Source organism: Methanoculleus sp., assembly GCF_020696975.1.
Taxonomy (GTDB): Archaea; Halobacteriota; Methanomicrobia; order Methanomicrobiales; family Methanoculleaceae; genus Methanoculleus.
Genome location: NZ_JAJGBK010000032.1, coordinates 66,257 through 79,007, shown reverse-complemented (window position 1 = coordinate 79,007; position 12,751 = coordinate 66,257). Strand labels below are relative to the sequence as shown.

18 protein-coding genes are annotated in these 12,751 nt (G+C 66.1%); 10 read left to right on the top strand and 8 right to left on the bottom strand.

Annotated features, from left to right (window positions below; translation table 11 throughout):
- Positions 1-57: 57 nt before the first annotated feature.
- Together QZ650_RS10405 and QZ650_RS10400 are read left to right on the top strand one after the other, a co-directional pair.
- Positions 58-612, top strand: a complete 555-nt coding sequence (locus tag QZ650_RS10405; RefSeq protein WP_292522202.1) for a GNAT family N-acetyltransferase — start codon at positions 58-60, stop codon at positions 610-612.
- The gene (locus QZ650_RS10400; protein ID WP_292522199.1) at positions 609-1,196 is read left to right on the top strand and encodes a GNAT family N-acetyltransferase; all 588 of its coding nucleotides are present in this window, start codon (positions 609-611) and stop codon (positions 1,194-1,196) included. Before QZ650_RS10405 ends, QZ650_RS10400 begins: the two co-directional genes overlap by 4 nt.
- 192 nt (positions 1,197-1,388) lie before the next feature.
- Here the strand turns inward: QZ650_RS10400 and QZ650_RS10395 are convergent, their stop codons facing one another.
- Positions 1,389-1,598: a hypothetical protein gene (locus tag QZ650_RS10395; RefSeq protein WP_292522196.1), complete on the bottom strand. Its 210-nt coding sequence runs from the start codon at positions 1,596-1,598 to the stop codon at positions 1,389-1,391.
- Between the two features lie 131 nt (positions 1,599-1,729).
- Here QZ650_RS10395 and QZ650_RS10390 point away from each other — a divergent pair, with 131 nt between their 5' ends.
- The gene (locus tag QZ650_RS10390) at positions 1,730-2,077 is read left to right on the top strand and encodes a hypothetical protein (RefSeq protein WP_292522194.1); all 348 of its coding nucleotides are present in this window, start codon (positions 1,730-1,732) and stop codon (positions 2,075-2,077) included.
- A gap of 5 nt (positions 2,078-2,082) precedes the next feature.
- On the opposite strand, the gene QZ650_RS10385 is transcribed toward QZ650_RS10390, so the two are convergent.
- Positions 2,083-2,370: a DUF5661 family protein gene (locus QZ650_RS10385; RefSeq protein WP_292522191.1), complete on the bottom strand. Its 288-nt coding sequence runs from the start codon at positions 2,368-2,370 to the stop codon at positions 2,083-2,085.
- 153 nt (positions 2,371-2,523) lie between these two features.
- Between QZ650_RS10385 and QZ650_RS10380 the strand changes: the two genes are divergently transcribed.
- Both QZ650_RS10380 and QZ650_RS10375 read left to right on the top strand, forming a co-directional pair.
- Positions 2,524-2,736, top strand: a complete 213-nt coding sequence (locus QZ650_RS10380) for a KTSC domain-containing protein (protein ID WP_292522188.1) — start codon at positions 2,524-2,526, stop codon at positions 2,734-2,736.
- Between the two features lie 68 nt (positions 2,737-2,804).
- A complete protein-coding gene (locus QZ650_RS10375) occupies positions 2,805-3,035 on the top strand; it encodes a KTSC domain-containing protein (protein ID WP_292522185.1) in 231 nt (76 codons plus the stop codon).
- Between the two features lie 7 nt (positions 3,036-3,042).
- Here QZ650_RS10375 and QZ650_RS10370 read toward each other — a convergent pair whose 3' ends face one another.
- From QZ650_RS10370 to QZ650_RS10360, 3 genes are read right to left on the bottom strand one after another with little or no spacing between them, the layout of a single operon-like run.
- A complete protein-coding gene (locus QZ650_RS10370; protein WP_292522181.1) occupies positions 3,043-3,468 on the bottom strand; it encodes a metal-dependent transcriptional regulator in 426 nt (141 codons plus the stop codon).
- Between the two features lie 10 nt (positions 3,469-3,478).
- Positions 3,479-5,194: a ferrous iron transporter B gene (locus tag QZ650_RS10365; protein ID WP_292522177.1), complete on the bottom strand. Its 1,716-nt coding sequence runs from the start codon at positions 5,192-5,194 to the stop codon at positions 3,479-3,481.
- Positions 5,191-5,433 (bottom strand): FeoA family protein, encoded by a 243-nt coding sequence (locus QZ650_RS10360; RefSeq protein WP_292522174.1) that lies wholly within the window; start codon positions 5,431-5,433, stop codon positions 5,191-5,193. Before QZ650_RS10360 ends, QZ650_RS10365 begins: the two co-directional genes overlap by 4 nt.
- Positions 5,434-5,560: 127 nt before the next feature.
- Between QZ650_RS10360 and QZ650_RS10355 the strand changes: the two genes are divergently transcribed.
- From QZ650_RS10355 to QZ650_RS10345, 3 genes are read left to right on the top strand one after another with little or no spacing between them, the layout of a single operon-like run.
- Positions 5,561-6,487 carry an ROK family protein gene (locus QZ650_RS10355; protein WP_292522171.1) on the top strand — a complete coding sequence of 309 codons (927 nt, stop codon included), beginning with the start codon at positions 5,561-5,563 and terminating at the stop codon, positions 6,485-6,487.
- A 16-nt stretch (positions 6,488-6,503) separates the two neighbouring features.
- On the top strand, positions 6,504-7,013 hold the full coding sequence (locus tag QZ650_RS10350; RefSeq protein WP_292522168.1) for a dual specificity protein phosphatase: 510 nt from the start codon (positions 6,504-6,506) through the stop codon (positions 7,011-7,013).
- Positions 7,010-7,378: a YigZ family protein gene (locus QZ650_RS10345; RefSeq protein WP_292522165.1), complete on the top strand. Its 369-nt coding sequence runs from the start codon at positions 7,010-7,012 to the stop codon at positions 7,376-7,378. Before QZ650_RS10350 ends, QZ650_RS10345 begins: the two co-directional genes overlap by 4 nt.
- On the opposite strand, the gene QZ650_RS10340 is transcribed toward QZ650_RS10345, so the two are convergent.
- The 3 genes from QZ650_RS10340 to QZ650_RS10330 are packed head-to-tail and all read right to left on the bottom strand — an operon-like array spanning position 7,368 to position 9,916.
- Entirely contained in the window at positions 7,368-7,745 is a 378-nt protein-coding gene (locus tag QZ650_RS10340; protein WP_066957994.1) for a hypothetical protein, read from the bottom strand. The genes QZ650_RS10345 and QZ650_RS10340 overlap by 11 nt on opposite strands.
- Positions 7,746-7,800: 55 nt before the next feature.
- On the bottom strand, positions 7,801-9,204 hold the full coding sequence (locus QZ650_RS10335) for a hypothetical protein (RefSeq protein ID WP_292522158.1): 1,404 nt from the start codon (positions 9,202-9,204) through the stop codon (positions 7,801-7,803).
- Positions 9,191-9,916 carry an ABC transporter ATP-binding protein gene (locus tag QZ650_RS10330; protein WP_066957997.1) on the bottom strand — a complete coding sequence of 242 codons (726 nt, stop codon included), beginning with the start codon at positions 9,914-9,916 and terminating at the stop codon, positions 9,191-9,193. The genes QZ650_RS10335 and QZ650_RS10330 overlap by 14 nt, the downstream gene beginning before the upstream one ends.
- A gap of 255 nt (positions 9,917-10,171) precedes the next feature.
- On the opposite strand from QZ650_RS10330, the gene QZ650_RS10325 reads away from it, so the two are divergent.
- Positions 10,172-10,450: a 2TM domain-containing protein gene (locus QZ650_RS10325; RefSeq protein WP_292522155.1), complete on the top strand. Its 279-nt coding sequence runs from the start codon at positions 10,172-10,174 to the stop codon at positions 10,448-10,450.
- 70 nt (positions 10,451-10,520) lie between these two features.
- The gene (gene glgP / locus QZ650_RS10320; RefSeq protein WP_292522152.1) at positions 10,521-12,716 is read left to right on the top strand and encodes an alpha-glucan family phosphorylase; all 2,196 of its coding nucleotides are present in this window, start codon (positions 10,521-10,523) and stop codon (positions 12,714-12,716) included.
- The last annotated feature ends 35 nt before the right edge of the window (positions 12,717-12,751 follow it).

Here is a 12,751-nt window from a genome sequence, read left to right as displayed (position 1 = left end):
CGGTCGACGGGGGGTGCGGCAGGACTTATATCCAGCCGGCGCCATGAGCATATGCCTATGGAGAAGCAGCCCACCCTCGCGACCGGCCGCCTCATCCTCCGGCCGTTCAACCTTGCGGACGCCCGCACGGTCCAGCGGCTCTGCGGGGACTACGCCGTTGCCGCGACAACCCTCCTCCCCTACCCCTACCCGGACGGCCTCGCGGAGATCTGGATCACCTCCCTCTGCGAGGGCGTCGAGCGCGGTGAGGGGATGGGCTTTGGCGTCACGCTCGCCCGGGAGGGGAGCCTGATCGGCGGCGTCCGGATACAGATCGATCCCGACCACGCCCGTGGCGAACTCGGGTTCTGGATAGGGCGGTCATGCTGGGGCCGGGGGTATGCCACCGAGGCGGTCCGGGCGGTGATCGGCTACGGGTTCTCCGCTCTTGGCCTGCACCGGATCCATGCCATGCACTTCTCCAGGAACCCTGCCTCCGGGCGCGTGATGGAGAAGTGCGGGATGGTGCACGAGGGCCGGCTCCGGGAGCATGTCCGGAAGTGGGGTGTCTACGAGGATGTTGATGTCTGGGGGATCGTCAACCCGCCCGGGGCGCACAGGATGCCCGTATGACCGGCCAGCCCATCCTCGTGACCGACCGTCTCGTGCTGCGGCCGTTCACCCCAAAGGACGCCCCCGTGGTCCAGCGGCTCGCCGGCGACTACGCCGTTGCGTCCCGCACGCTCGAGATCCCGTACCCCTACCCCGACGGGGCGGCGGAGGCCTGGATCGCCACCCACGCCGCCGGGTTCCGGAAGGGGCTGCACGCCGTCTACGCCGTCACCCGGGCCGGGAAAGGGGATCTCGTGGGAGCGGCCGGGCTCGTCGAGATCAACCGCCGCCACGGGCGGGGGGAACTTGGTTACTGGGTGGGGAGACCTTACTGGGGCCGGGGGTATGCCACCGAGGCCGCACGGGCGGTGATCGAGTGCGGGTTCTCCGTCCTCGGGCTGCACCGGGTCTACGCCATGCACTTCTCCCGCAACCCCGCATCGGGCCGGGTGATGGCGAAGTGCGGGATGCGGCACGAGGCGCACCTCCGGGAGCACGGCCGGAAGTGGGGCGTCTTTGAGGATATCGACGTCTGGGGGGTCCTCCGCGACGAGTGGCGGGAGCGGTGCACGGTCCCGGCGTTCCGGGAGTGCCGGGTGGGTTGAACCGGCCGGTTCAACCCTCAAACCCCCGGCGTAGGGGGAATATATCAGACCCGGGGCCGACAAAGGAATGGGGAATGTGGATGGGGTTCGCCCCCCACTCTGTTATTGACCCCGCCCGAAGGCCTCCGCCCGCGCTCAGATTGACCTCCACCGGATAGCGAGCCGGGCGGCTGCCCTTGTGGTATCGGAATCCTATCTCCTGAAGAAGGCGGCGTAGCCCCGGTGCCCCCCTTCGCGGGTAGCCGGAAGGACGAGGACGTCCTTTCCCTGGCGCTCCAGCTGCCGGGCGTGGGCGGTTGCAGCCCGCTGGCTCTCATAGAGCCGGTCGGCATAGTAATCGTTCTCATCGATGACCCGGCGTTGCCGTATCCCGATCCATTCCGTGTTCTGGCGCCGTTCCATGCCTCATGGTTGGAGGGGAGCGGCAATAGGTGTTGCTGGCCGACCGTTCCGCACCGGGCCCTCCCGGTGCAGGCCCGACCGTCCACAAAGCATTTCTCCTTGCGGCGCCCTTTCAGGTGCCGGTGTCTGCTATGGCCTTCGGTGTTACCCCTTCAGTTACCCATGAATCAAAGAATCCAGGGTTCTCCGCCCTTCTCTCCCTCGTCTTTGCCGGGCTTGGCCAGGCGTATAACGGGCAGTTTTCACGCGGCTTCTTCATCCTCGCCGGAACACTTGCCGGGGTTCTTGGTTTTGCCCCCGCCGGAGTGGCCGTCTGGCTCTACGGCACGTACGACGCGTACGTCACGGCACAGAGGATGAACGAGGGAGCGATCCCCTACCGCGAGAGCAGTATTGTTGCCGTCTTCCTCTTCGCCGCGGTCTGGATAGCAAGCCTTCTCCTCCTCCCCGCCGCCCCGGCGGACCTGTCGTGGTGGTGACGGCTTCACCGCGCCGCCGTCGCCTTCTGCTCCGCCCAGTAAGCCTCCGCCTCTTCCTCCATCTTCTCAAGCCGGTCGTAGTAGTCCGGAAACTCGTTTAAGTGCGCAAGCGCAATCTTTGCCGTCAGGAAGAGGTCGTCGTCGGTGACGTTCGTTACCGGGTCGTGGAGACCGTGCTCAAGTTCCACGACCATCCCGCGCCGGAACTCTTCGACGTCGAACTCCTTCCAGGTGATCCCAAGCTGCTCGCCCATCGCCTTTGCTTCATCGGCGGTTACGTCTCTTCGTGCCATATCGGTAGCCTCGAAGAGCGGGATGGCACCGCGAGGTTATGAGCCTGTCGGAACGGCGGTGCAAGTGAACTGAGATATCACTCATGTTCTGCGATGCCCGGCCCCCTCACCGCCCACAACCCTTATCCCCCCTCGCCCCCTCTACCGCCGTTCATGCAGCGCCAGGCCGTCGAGTCCACCAACATCAAATCGGTCGGCTACGACCCGGAAGACGAGATTCTGGAGGTCGAGTTCCACAGCGGCGGGGTCTACCATTACGTCGGGGTGCCGGCTGCCGTCTACGAAGGGTTTCTCGGTGCCCGGTCGAAGGGCCGGTACTTCGGCGATTTCATCCGGCTGCGCTACCCCTACGAGAAGGTCCGGTGACCGGCCGGTCCGGCCTCCGGCGTACCCCGCCGCAACCCCTATCACCTTCGCCCGCCACACCCGGCCGTATGCCTCAGCAGTCAGCCATGGGTGTACGGTCCGTCGGCTACGACCCGACAACGAAAGCGCTCCTCATCAACTGTGAGAACGGGAACTCTTACCGCTACGCCGGCGTGCCGAAAGAGGTCTATGACGATCTTCGCACGGCGGCATCAAAGGAACAGTTCATCCGCGAGTCCATAGAGGGCCGGTATCCCCGGGAGAAGTATCCCTGCATGGCGGTGGGGGAGGACGTCTGACCCCTGCTCACTCCTGCTCCGTTCGGAACTCCCTGAATGCCGAAAGGCTGCGCTGGCCTTCGGGGGTTTCCCTGAGGAACTTGAGGAAGAGCCGGAGCTGGTCCAGGGTCTCGGGGCTCACGTGGTGCTCGAACTGGCAGGCGTCGACCTCCGCGGTCTCCCCGGCGACCCCGAGGATCTCCAGGAGGTCCGCGAACGTCCGGTGCCGTCCCTGGAGTTCCCGGGCCATCCCCTCGCCTGCCGGGGTCAGCGTCGCGCCCGCATACGACTCGTAGACGATGAGGCCTTCCCGCTCCAGTTTTCGGAGCATCTCGGTGACCGAGGGGGGTTTGACGTCGATCGCCTCGGCGATCCGCCCGGTCTGCGCACGCCCCTCCTCCCTCACAAGGGAGCAGATGATCTCGATGTACTCTTCCTTGGTCTTTCGGCGCATCTTCCTCTCCTTAAAACCCAATCAGCACCAGCCGCAGCGCACCCCCGACGAGGAGCGCCGCCGTCAGCATCACGCCTGCGGCGGTGAGCATCCCCCGCATCCCCATCTCCCGCAGGAGGACGACGAACGCCGCGACGCACGGGAAGTAGATCGTGAGCATCGTCACCGCGATGACGAGCTGCTCGGGGGTCATCCCGAGGGGGACGAGCATCCCCACCGCGAGGTCCTTTCTGAGGAACCCGACCAGGAGGGCGGCGGTCGCCTCGGCAGGGAGCCCGAGCCAGGTCTGCATCACCGGGGCGAAGACGGCCGCGAGCAGGTCGAAGAACCCGACCGCGTAGAGGAGGTTGACGAGCAGGATGCCGATGAAGAGGTACGGGACCGCCTCCCTGATAAACCCGCGCACCCGCATCCAGGCCTTCATGCCGGTGGCCCGGGGATCCGGCATCCGGTAGGGCGGGATCTCTAAGAAGATCTCCGGGCACTGCCCCGGCACCATCCGGTCGAGGAGCAGGCCTACGGTGACGTAGACGAGCGCGAGGGTTCCAAAGACGATCGCCACGTAGCCCATTCCGAACGACCCGAGCACCCCGAAGACCATCGCGGTCTGGGCCATGCAGGGGACCGAGATCGAGACGAGGGTTATGGCGATGAACCGCTGCTTCTTCGTCTCCAGCACCCGGCTGGCCAGCGCTCCGGGCACGTTGCACCCGAGCCCCAGGATGACCGGGACGATCCCGTAGCCGTGCAGGCCGAGCCGGTGGAAGAAGGTGTCGGCCAGCGTCGCGAGCCTGGGGAGGTAGCCGGTATCCTCGAGGATCGAGAGGACAATGTAGAAGGCCACGATGTAGGGGAGGATCATGGCGAACGGGACATACAGCCCCGTCGTCAGAAGCCCCATCGACTGCTCGTAGTCGATCCCGCCCTCAATGAACCGTCCGATCAGGATATCGTGCAGGAGGCCGGGACCGAGGAGGTCGCTCGCCTGCATGGCGATCGGGGTGTAGAGGTCGAAGAGCGGCTCGAAGACGAACGATATCAGCCCTTCCCCGATCCACCTGACCGCCAGAAACGCGGCGGCGATGACGGCTGCGGCGATCAGGCCTCCGGTCACCGGCTTGATGCTCGCCTCCGCGATCCGGTCGCCGAGGGTGGGGTGGCGGTGGGTGACCACCTGGACCGCCCCGGTGATCCGGCCGACCGTCGCCCACCGCTCCTCCTCGCTCATGGGCCGGACCGTCCCCGAGGGGCGGGCCTCGCGGAACCGCTCGACGAGTTCCCGTATCCCCTCCCCGAAGAGGCCCACGGTCGGGCCGACCGGCACCCCGAGGAGCCGCTCAAGTTCGGCGGCGTCGATCGCGATCCCCCGGTGCTTCGCCTCGTCCTGGAGGTTGAGCGCAACGACTGCGGAGACCCCGCGTTCCAGGAGTTCAAGGGTCAGGTAGAGGTTCCGCTCCAGGTTGGTTGCATCGATGACGTTGACGACGAGGTCCGCCTGATCAAGGACTACGGCAGCGACCTCTTCTGCGGGGTTTGAGGGGGAGAGGGAGTAGGTGCCGGGCGCGTCGATCACCCCGGCAGGCCCGGTCGGGGTCTGCATCTCCCCGCGGGAGACGTCGACGGTGGTCCCGGGGTAGTTCGAGGCGATGACCCGGGTGCCCGTCAGCCGCGAGAAGATCCCGCTCTTTCCGACGTTCGGGTTGCCCATCAGGACGATCGTCTTCATAGGGTAACCGCCACGCCGACCCGCCGGGCCATCCCGCGGCCGAGTGTTATCTGCCGTCCGTCCACATCGACCACAACCGGGCCGCCGAGGGGGTGGCGGGCGACGACGGTGAGGGTCTTGCCTTCCCTGATACCGATGGTTCTGAGTTTCCGGATAAAGCTCGGAGTTCCGACAAACCGGGTGACGGTCCCCTGCGTGCCCGGTTCTAAATCAAGCAGCATCTCTTCCATGGCGATCATTTTAGGTTTCCCTAATTTAGGTATGCCTAAATGTTGGCACAGGGGGTTGATATACCTTGCTCCGGCACGGAAGCGTAGGTTTATGCCCGGGCTCCGCGTAATTCGAGGAGAACGAGAGGTGACTCATATGACGACCGTGATTGCCGTTGACCTCGGCGCGACCAACCTCCGCGCCGCCCTGGTGGGTCCCGATGCGACCGTTCTCGCCCATGATGCCGTTCCGACCCCGACCGCGGGGTCCGGCGGGGAGGTGGTCACCGCCGCGATCATGGCAGAGGTGGAGGCGCTCCTTGCCCTGCCCGAAGGGCGCGACGTCACGGCGATCGGGGTCGCGTCGGCCGGGCCCCTGGACCTCGGCCGCGGGTGGGTCGTACACTCCCCGAACATGGCATTTCCGGTCGTGGAGATCACCGGCCCGCTCCGGGAGCGGTTCGGGTTGCCGGTCGCGCTCATCAACGACGCCCGGGCCGGCGTCCTCGGCGAGCGGTGGGCAGGCGCCGCCCGCGGCTCCGACAACGTCGTCTACGTCACCCTCTCGACCGGGATCGGCGGCGGTGCCGTGGTGAACGGCCGACTCCTCCTCGGGATGACCGGGAACGCCGGGGAGGTCGGGCACATCACGGTCGATACCCGCTACAACCTCGTCTGCGGGTGCGGGTATAGGGGCCACTGGGAGGCTTACGCCTCGGCAAAGAACATCCCCCGGTTCTTTGCGGCATGGCGAGAGGAGGCGGATCCCGGCCCGGTCGCGTTTGACGCCTCCTCGACCCGGGCGATCTTTGCGGCGGCCCGCGAGGAGGACCCGGTCGCCCTCGCCTTCATGGAGGCGCTCGGCCGGGTGAACGCCCGGGGAGTCTCGAGCGTCATCGTCGCCTACAACCCCGAGGTGCTCGTCCTCGACGGACCGCTCGCCCGCTACCACGGGGATGTTGTGATCCGGCACATGGAGCCCTGCATCGACCGCTTCCTTGCCCTCCCCCGGATCGCCGTCTCTGAACTTGCCGGACAGGCACCCCTCCTCGGGGCGGCGGCCTGGGCGCTCGAGGCGCGGTGACGGGAGGGCGAACGCCGTGATCGAGATCTACCCGAACCTCTATGTCGGGACGCAGGAGGATTACGAGGTCGCTGTGGAGACCCACGAGACCTGGTGCGTGGTCCATGCCTGCCGCAGTCCCTACCACTGCCTGGCGGTCACCTACTCGCCGATCGGCACGGTGCCGCCGGACCACCCCGAACACCTTGTCGCCCGGCGGGGGAACCGGCTGATGCTCAACCTGGTCGACTCACGGGACCCCGACGATATCCCCAAAGAGGCGATCGATGCCGCTCTCGCGTTCATCGACCGGTGCCTCTCGGCGGGGCGGCCGGTGCTGGTCCACTGCGGCTTCGGGGTCTCTCGATCGGCGGCGATCGGGCTCCTGTATCTTGTGGCCTACACCGATGCCCTGCCCGGGGAGAGCCTCGCCGGGGCCGAGGCGGCCTACCGCCGGATATACCCGCCATACAAACCCGGCCGGGGGATGCGGGGATTTCTTGAGGCGCACTGGGACGAGTACTCGAGGAGACGGGTGGCGGCGTGACGGCCGAGCCCCTCGGGACCGCCGTGATCGAGGTCCGGCGGTCCCGGTTCTACGCGCACCTCTACCGGATCGAAGACCCCGGGGATATCGGGCAGGTCCTTGCCGGCCACCGGGAGGCCTACCGGAAAGCGGCCCACCACTGCGCCGCCTGGCGATGCGGCTCCGTTGAGGAGTTCCGGAGCGACGCCGAGGTCGGCCGCCCGGGGCGGGTGCTCCTCGACCTCCTCCGGAAGCACGCCCTCGGGAACCATGCGCTGGTCGTCTCAAGGATCTTTGGCGGGGTGCTCCTCGGTCCGGGGAACGTCGGGAGGGCGTTTCGCGATGCCGGGGAGGCCGCGATCCGGGAAGCCGGGGTCACCCGGTGACGGGAGTCCGCCTGCCGGCAGGGAGGACGGCGGCGATGGGCGCGAAGGCGGCGGCACGGGCGAGGACTGCCCGGAGTGCCGCGGCCGGGACAGTGTAGCGCTCCCCGGTGACGAGTTCAACGACGATCGCCGCTCCCGACCGAGACCGCTCCGCGCGGCCGACCGTGCCCCCGAGGACCATCCCCCAATCATCGCGGAGCGGTCCGACCCGGGCAGGGCGCCGGCCGTCGAGCGCCTGCCGGAGTTCCCCGACCCTGACCCCGAACCGCCGGCCGTGGAGCACGACCTCGACGATCCGGCAGGTTCTCCCCTCTTCATCGACTGCGGCGCACCTGCACCTCTGGAGGTAGCCTGCTCTTTTCAGCATACCCGGGAGTCTCCCGCACCTGACTAAAACCCGCGCCGTGCGCGGGGTGAAAGTGTCAATACCCCGGCATCTCCCACGCCCGCCACCTCGTCCGCCCGCGGGCGATGAGGAGCGCCGCCGGCAGGACGAGGAGGAGGCTTAAAAACCCGTACGCGGGGTTGAGGAGCGACGCGAAGATCAGGAGAAGGAGCGCCGGGCTCGTCGCGAGGACGTAGCGGAGGAAGACCCCGGCATGGTAGAGCATGACGTTCGGGTAGAGGCCGGTGAGGTAGACGGTCACTGCCAGGGTGTAGGCAGAGACCGAGAGGAAGGTCGCGAGGGCCGGGAGGAACGACCCCGCCCCGCCGGCGGAGGTCGCCGCCGCAAGCACGAGGACCGCGAGCGGGAGGAGATTTGCGAGGGCGTAACTCTTCAGTTTGGCGTCGATCACCCCGGCGACCTCCACCGGCAGGAAGGCGTAGGCCGAGAAGGAGTCGAACTCCGTCAGCCAGTTGTAGATGGTGGCCGATATCACACCGAGGAGGACCGCAAAGACGACCAGGGGGTCGATCCCCGGGATGAACCGGATCAGGATCCGGAGGCAGACCCAGATCAACCCGAGCGGGAGGAGGAAGGAGAAGATCACCTTCCCGGCGCCGCCTTCGCTCCGGAGGAGGTCGAGGGCGTCTTTGGCGATGAAGTGCGCGCTCCCGAGGCGGCGGAGCCTCCCGGCGATGGGGTCGAGGCTGTTTCTAAACCGCTTCGTCCGGTCCGGGTAGTCGACGGTGACGAGGAGGACCGAGGCGGCGGCCGGGACCAGGATGAGGAGGAGCGCGAGCACGAGCGGTCGGGGGGCCGGGTCGAGGAGGAAGGCGTATGGGGGGAAGACGGGGATGCCGGAATGTGAGACCGCAATCCCGGATACCGCGAGCACTGCGGCCGCTCCTATGAGGAGCCGGACGGAGCGTGCGTAGAGGGTCGAGAGGAGGCAGACGGCGGAGAGCCCCATGAGGAAGGCGAGCGTGAGCGAGACGAACGCGAGGAGGCCCAACGCCGGGTCAAGGGAGACGAACGGCGTTGCTGCGGTAAACCCAGCCGCGAAGGGGAGGACGTAGAGCAGGATGTAGTAGACGGTGTCCTTTGCGAAAAAAGCGGCAAATATCCGCCGCTCCGAGACCGGGAGGCTCCGGGAGGCGTAGGCGATCAGGCTTGCCTGCCCGAACCGGCGGTTCATGAACTCCCGGCCCATAAGCCCGAACGACCCGACCATCACGCCCATGAGGAGGAAGAGGACCAGCGCCAGGAGGGCTGCCGTTTGGTGCGGGAGGACGTCCGAGAAGACCGGGAGGGTGAGCGACCCGAGGAAGGCGAACGTGGCGACCACCACCGGGAAGAGGGCAAACCCCCGGCTCCCAAAGACCGTCGAGTGCATCCGCCACTCCTCCTTCATCATTGTAAAGAAGAGGTCAGGCACCGGCATCGCCCCGCACCAGGTCGAGGAAGAAACGTTCAAGGCTGCGGCCGGACCCGGCAAGGTCCTCGGTCCGGCCGCAGGAGAGGAGCCTGCCGTTATGGATGACCCCGATCCGGTCGCAGATCTCGGCGGCGATCTCGAGGATGTGGGTGGAGAGGAAGACGGTCCCGCCGTCCTGGACGTAGTCCTCCAGGAAGTCCTTGACCGTCCGCTGCACGATCGGGTCCAGGTTGATCAGCGGTTCGTCGATGAGGGCGAGCCGGGGCCGGTGGAGGAAGGCCTGCGCAAACATCAGTTTCTGCCGGGTGCCCCGCGAGAGGTCTTTGCAGAGGACGTTGCGCTTCTCTCCGAACTCCAGCAGGTCAAACCAGTGGTCGCACCGCTCCTCGACGGCGTCAAGGTTGCGGATGCGGGCCACGAAGTGGAGGTACTCCTCGGCGGTGAGGAAACTCGGCGGGGTCTCCTGCTCGGGGATGATCCCGACGAGTCTGCGGACCGCGATGGGATCGTCGGCCACATCGAGCCCCATCACCCGGGCCGATCCCGCGGTCGGCCGGACCTGTCCGGTCAGCATCCGGATCATCGTCGTCTTGCCCGAGCCGTTCGGACCGAGCAGGCCGAAGAGTTCCCCTTCCGCGACCGAGAACGATACCCTGTTCACCGCGGTGACGCTGCCGTAGTCCTTCGTGAGGTCGACCGCCTCGATCATCTGCCGCATTGTAGTCATGCTCCTCCGGGTCTTTGGTGGATGAACATCGGCACAAGGCCAGTATAATACCTTTCGATCTATTTCGGCTGAACTGCGTGTGACTTAACAAAAACTTTCTGAACGCTTCCGGTTTTATCCCGGAAGGAACCTCGCTACTGTCCGAATATTGCCGGCGACGGAGAGAGGCGCAGGTTCTGCTCCCTGCAGGCCCGGGCCGCCCGGTAGCAGATATTAATATCTACTCTGATTGTTTACCACATCCTCATGGACGAACAGGAACGGTATGCGCGTGCAAAGGAGTATGTCGAGGGGCTGCAGGGCTTCTATGTGCACCTTGCCGCCTACATCATCGTCAACGTCCTCCTCTTCGCCTTCAACATCCTGACCGATCCCGGGGGCCTCTGGTTCTACTGGGTGACCATCTTCTGGGGCGTGGGCCTGGCGCTGCACGCGATCGGCGTCTTTGCCGGGGACCGGGTCTTTGGCAGGGAATGGGAGGAGCGGAAGATCCGCGAGGTCATGGAGCGTGAAAAGCGGCGATGAGCCGGTTTTCCCCCGGCCGGTCCTCGTGACAGAAGCACTTATCAGGTGCAACAGGTAATGCCCCGTCGCGATGAAGACGGAGATACCCTATGACCGGTTCGCCCACGTCCCCGAGCGTATATTCGGCGTGGTCGACCTCGCGTACAACCTCTGGTGGAGCTGGCACTCCTCGGCGAGCGTCCTCTTCAAGCTGCTGAACCGGGCGGAATGGAAGATGAGCCGCCACAACCCGGTCAGGATGCTCCTTGAGACCCCGCCGCGGTTCTTTGAGCGGGCGGCAGCGAACCCTGAGTTTCTCCGCCGTTACGACATCATCATGCACCGGTTCCGACAGTACATGGAGCCGAGGACGAGCTGGTTCGCGCAGCACTACCCCGGCCGGGTGCCGCTGACGATCGCCTACTTCTCAAGCGAGTTCGGGCTGCACCACTCGCTCCCGTTCTACGCGGGGGGGCTCGGGATCCTCGCGGGCGACCATATCAAGGCATCGAGCGACCTCGGGGTCCCGACGGTCGCCGTCGGGTTTATGTACGCCGAAGGCTACCTCCACCAGCACATCGAGGCGGACGGGTGGCAGAAGAACGTTGCCGAGATCCTGGACCGCGATGCCGCCCCGGTCCTCCGGGTCCTCGATGACGACGGCCGGCAGCTCGTGGTCCAGGTCCCCCTGATCGACCCCCCCATCTACGTCGCGGTCTGGAAGGTCCAGGTGGGAAGGGTCCCCCTCTACCTCCTCGACACCCATATCGACGAGAACCTCCCCGAGAACCGGAGCATCTCCCACCGTCTCTACTTAAAAGAACTCGAATGCCGGCTCCGGCAGGAGGTGGTGCTCGGTATCGGCGGGCGGAAGGTCCTCCATACCCTGGGTATCGACTACTCGGCGGTGCATTTAAATGAAGGCCATTCCGCGTTTGCCATCCTTGAGAGGCTCCGCGAGCGGCTGGTCGCCGGTATGCCGCCGGACCAGGCGCGCGAACAGGTCCGGGGCACCTCGGTCTTCACCACTCATACCCCCGTCCCCGCCGCCCACGACGTCTTCCCCGAAGACCTGATGGCGAAGTACTTCCGCGGGTACTGCCCGTCGCTCGATCTCTCGTGGGACGAGTTCATGGCGCTCGGAGAGGACCCGCATAATCCGGGCGCCGGGTTCAACATGACGGCCTTTGCCCTCCGGATGAGCCGGTTCCATAACGGTGTCTCGAAGAAGCACGGCGAGGTCGCCCGGGAGATGTGGCAGCCCCTCTGGCCCGACCTCCCTCTCGAGGAGGTGCCGATCGACGCCATCACGAACGGTGTCCACATGCCCACGTGGCTGAACCACCGGATCGAGGGGCTCTTTGACCGGCACATGGACTCGGTCCACCCGAACTGGCGGGAGGACTACGACAACCCGGCCATCTGGGAGGTGGTCGACGAGATCCCGGATGAGGACCTCTGGCGCGAGCACCAGTGGCTGAAGATGAAACTCTTTTCCCGGATCCGGGAGCGGAAGCGCCAGAAATGGGCGAGACACCGGGACGAGCCCGAGAACCTCGCGGCCGAAGGGCTCATGCTCGATACATCGGCGCTGACGATAGGGTTTGCCCGTCGGTTCGCCGAGTACAAGCGGGCGAACCTCATCTTTGAGGACCTGAACCGGCTTGACCGGATCGTGAACAACCGCTGGAGGCCGGTGCAGTTCATCTTTGCCGGGAAGGCTCACCCGGCCGACGAGCACGGCAAACGTCTCCTCCAGGAGATCTACCAGTATGCCCAGGACCCCCGGTTCGGGGGCCGGATTGCGTTTGTCGAGGATTACGACGAGCGGCTGGCGCGCTACATGGTCCACGGGGTCGACGTCTGGATGAACACCCCCATCCCGCTCATGGAGGCGAGCGGCACGAGCGGGATGAAGGCGGGGATGAACGGGGTGCTGAACCTCTCGGTCCTCGACGGCTGGTGGATCGAGGGCTACAACGGCAGGAACGGTTGGGGCATCGAGGGCCGCGCCGCCTACACGGGGGAGCGACGGGAGGATGCAAACACCCTCTACGACCTCATCGAGAACGAGATAGCCCCGCTCTACTACTCGCGGTCGATGGTCGACGTCCCGCACAGGTGGGTCCGGATGATGAAGGAGTCGATCAAGAGCATCGCGCCGCAGTTCTGCTCTCTCCGGATGCTCAAGGACTACGTCACGCACTACTATCCCTCGGTCTGCATGTATGCGGCCGGGCCGGGGAGGCAGACGGCCGGCCTCGAGGAGCCCTGCCTCCCCCGCTGACCGGTTCCGGCAGGCTCAAGAGATAACGGAGGCTA

Excerpts from the sequence above, each read along its gene's own strand:
- QZ650_RS10405 (WP_292522202.1), top strand. The coding sequence starts at position 58 with ATGGAGAAGCAGCCCACCCTCGCGACCGGCCGCCTCATCCTCCGGCCG.
- QZ650_RS10400 (WP_292522199.1), top strand. The coding sequence starts at position 609 with ATGACCGGCCAGCCCATCCTCGTGACCGACCGTCTCGTGCTGCGGCCG.
- QZ650_RS10395 (WP_292522196.1), bottom strand. The coding sequence starts at position 1,598 with ATGGAACGGCGCCAGAACACGGAATGGATCGGGATACGGCAACGCCGG.
- QZ650_RS10390 (WP_292522194.1), top strand. The coding sequence starts at position 1,730 with ATGGCCTTCGGTGTTACCCCTTCAGTTACCCATGAATCAAAGAATCCA.
- QZ650_RS10385 (WP_292522191.1), bottom strand. The coding sequence starts at position 2,370 with ATGGCACGAAGAGACGTAACCGCCGATGAAGCAAAGGCGATGGGCGAG.
- QZ650_RS10380 (WP_292522188.1), top strand. The coding sequence starts at position 2,524 with ATGCAGCGCCAGGCCGTCGAGTCCACCAACATCAAATCGGTCGGCTAC.
- QZ650_RS10375 (WP_292522185.1), top strand. The coding sequence starts at position 2,805 with ATGCCTCAGCAGTCAGCCATGGGTGTACGGTCCGTCGGCTACGACCCG.
- QZ650_RS10370 (WP_292522181.1), bottom strand. The coding sequence starts at position 3,468 with ATGCGCCGAAAGACCAAGGAAGAGTACATCGAGATCATCTGCTCCCTT.
- QZ650_RS10365 (WP_292522177.1), bottom strand. The coding sequence starts at position 5,194 with ATGAAGACGATCGTCCTGATGGGCAACCCGAACGTCGGAAAGAGCGGG.
- QZ650_RS10360 (WP_292522174.1), bottom strand. The coding sequence starts at position 5,433 with ATGATCGCCATGGAAGAGATGCTGCTTGATTTAGAACCGGGCACGCAG.
- QZ650_RS10355 (WP_292522171.1), top strand. The coding sequence starts at position 5,561 with ATGACGACCGTGATTGCCGTTGACCTCGGCGCGACCAACCTCCGCGCC.
- QZ650_RS10340 (WP_066957994.1), bottom strand. The coding sequence starts at position 7,745 with ATGCTGAAAAGAGCAGGCTACCTCCAGAGGTGCAGGTGCGCCGCAGTC.
- QZ650_RS10335 (WP_292522158.1), bottom strand. The coding sequence starts at position 9,204 with ATGCCGGTGCCTGACCTCTTCTTTACAATGATGAAGGAGGAGTGGCGG.
- QZ650_RS10330 (WP_066957997.1), bottom strand. The coding sequence starts at position 9,916 with ATGCGGCAGATGATCGAGGCGGTCGACCTCACGAAGGACTACGGCAGC.
- QZ650_RS10325 (WP_292522155.1), top strand. The coding sequence starts at position 10,172 with ATGGACGAACAGGAACGGTATGCGCGTGCAAAGGAGTATGTCGAGGGG.
- glgP (WP_292522152.1), top strand. The coding sequence starts at position 10,521 with ATGAAGACGGAGATACCCTATGACCGGTTCGCCCACGTCCCCGAGCGT.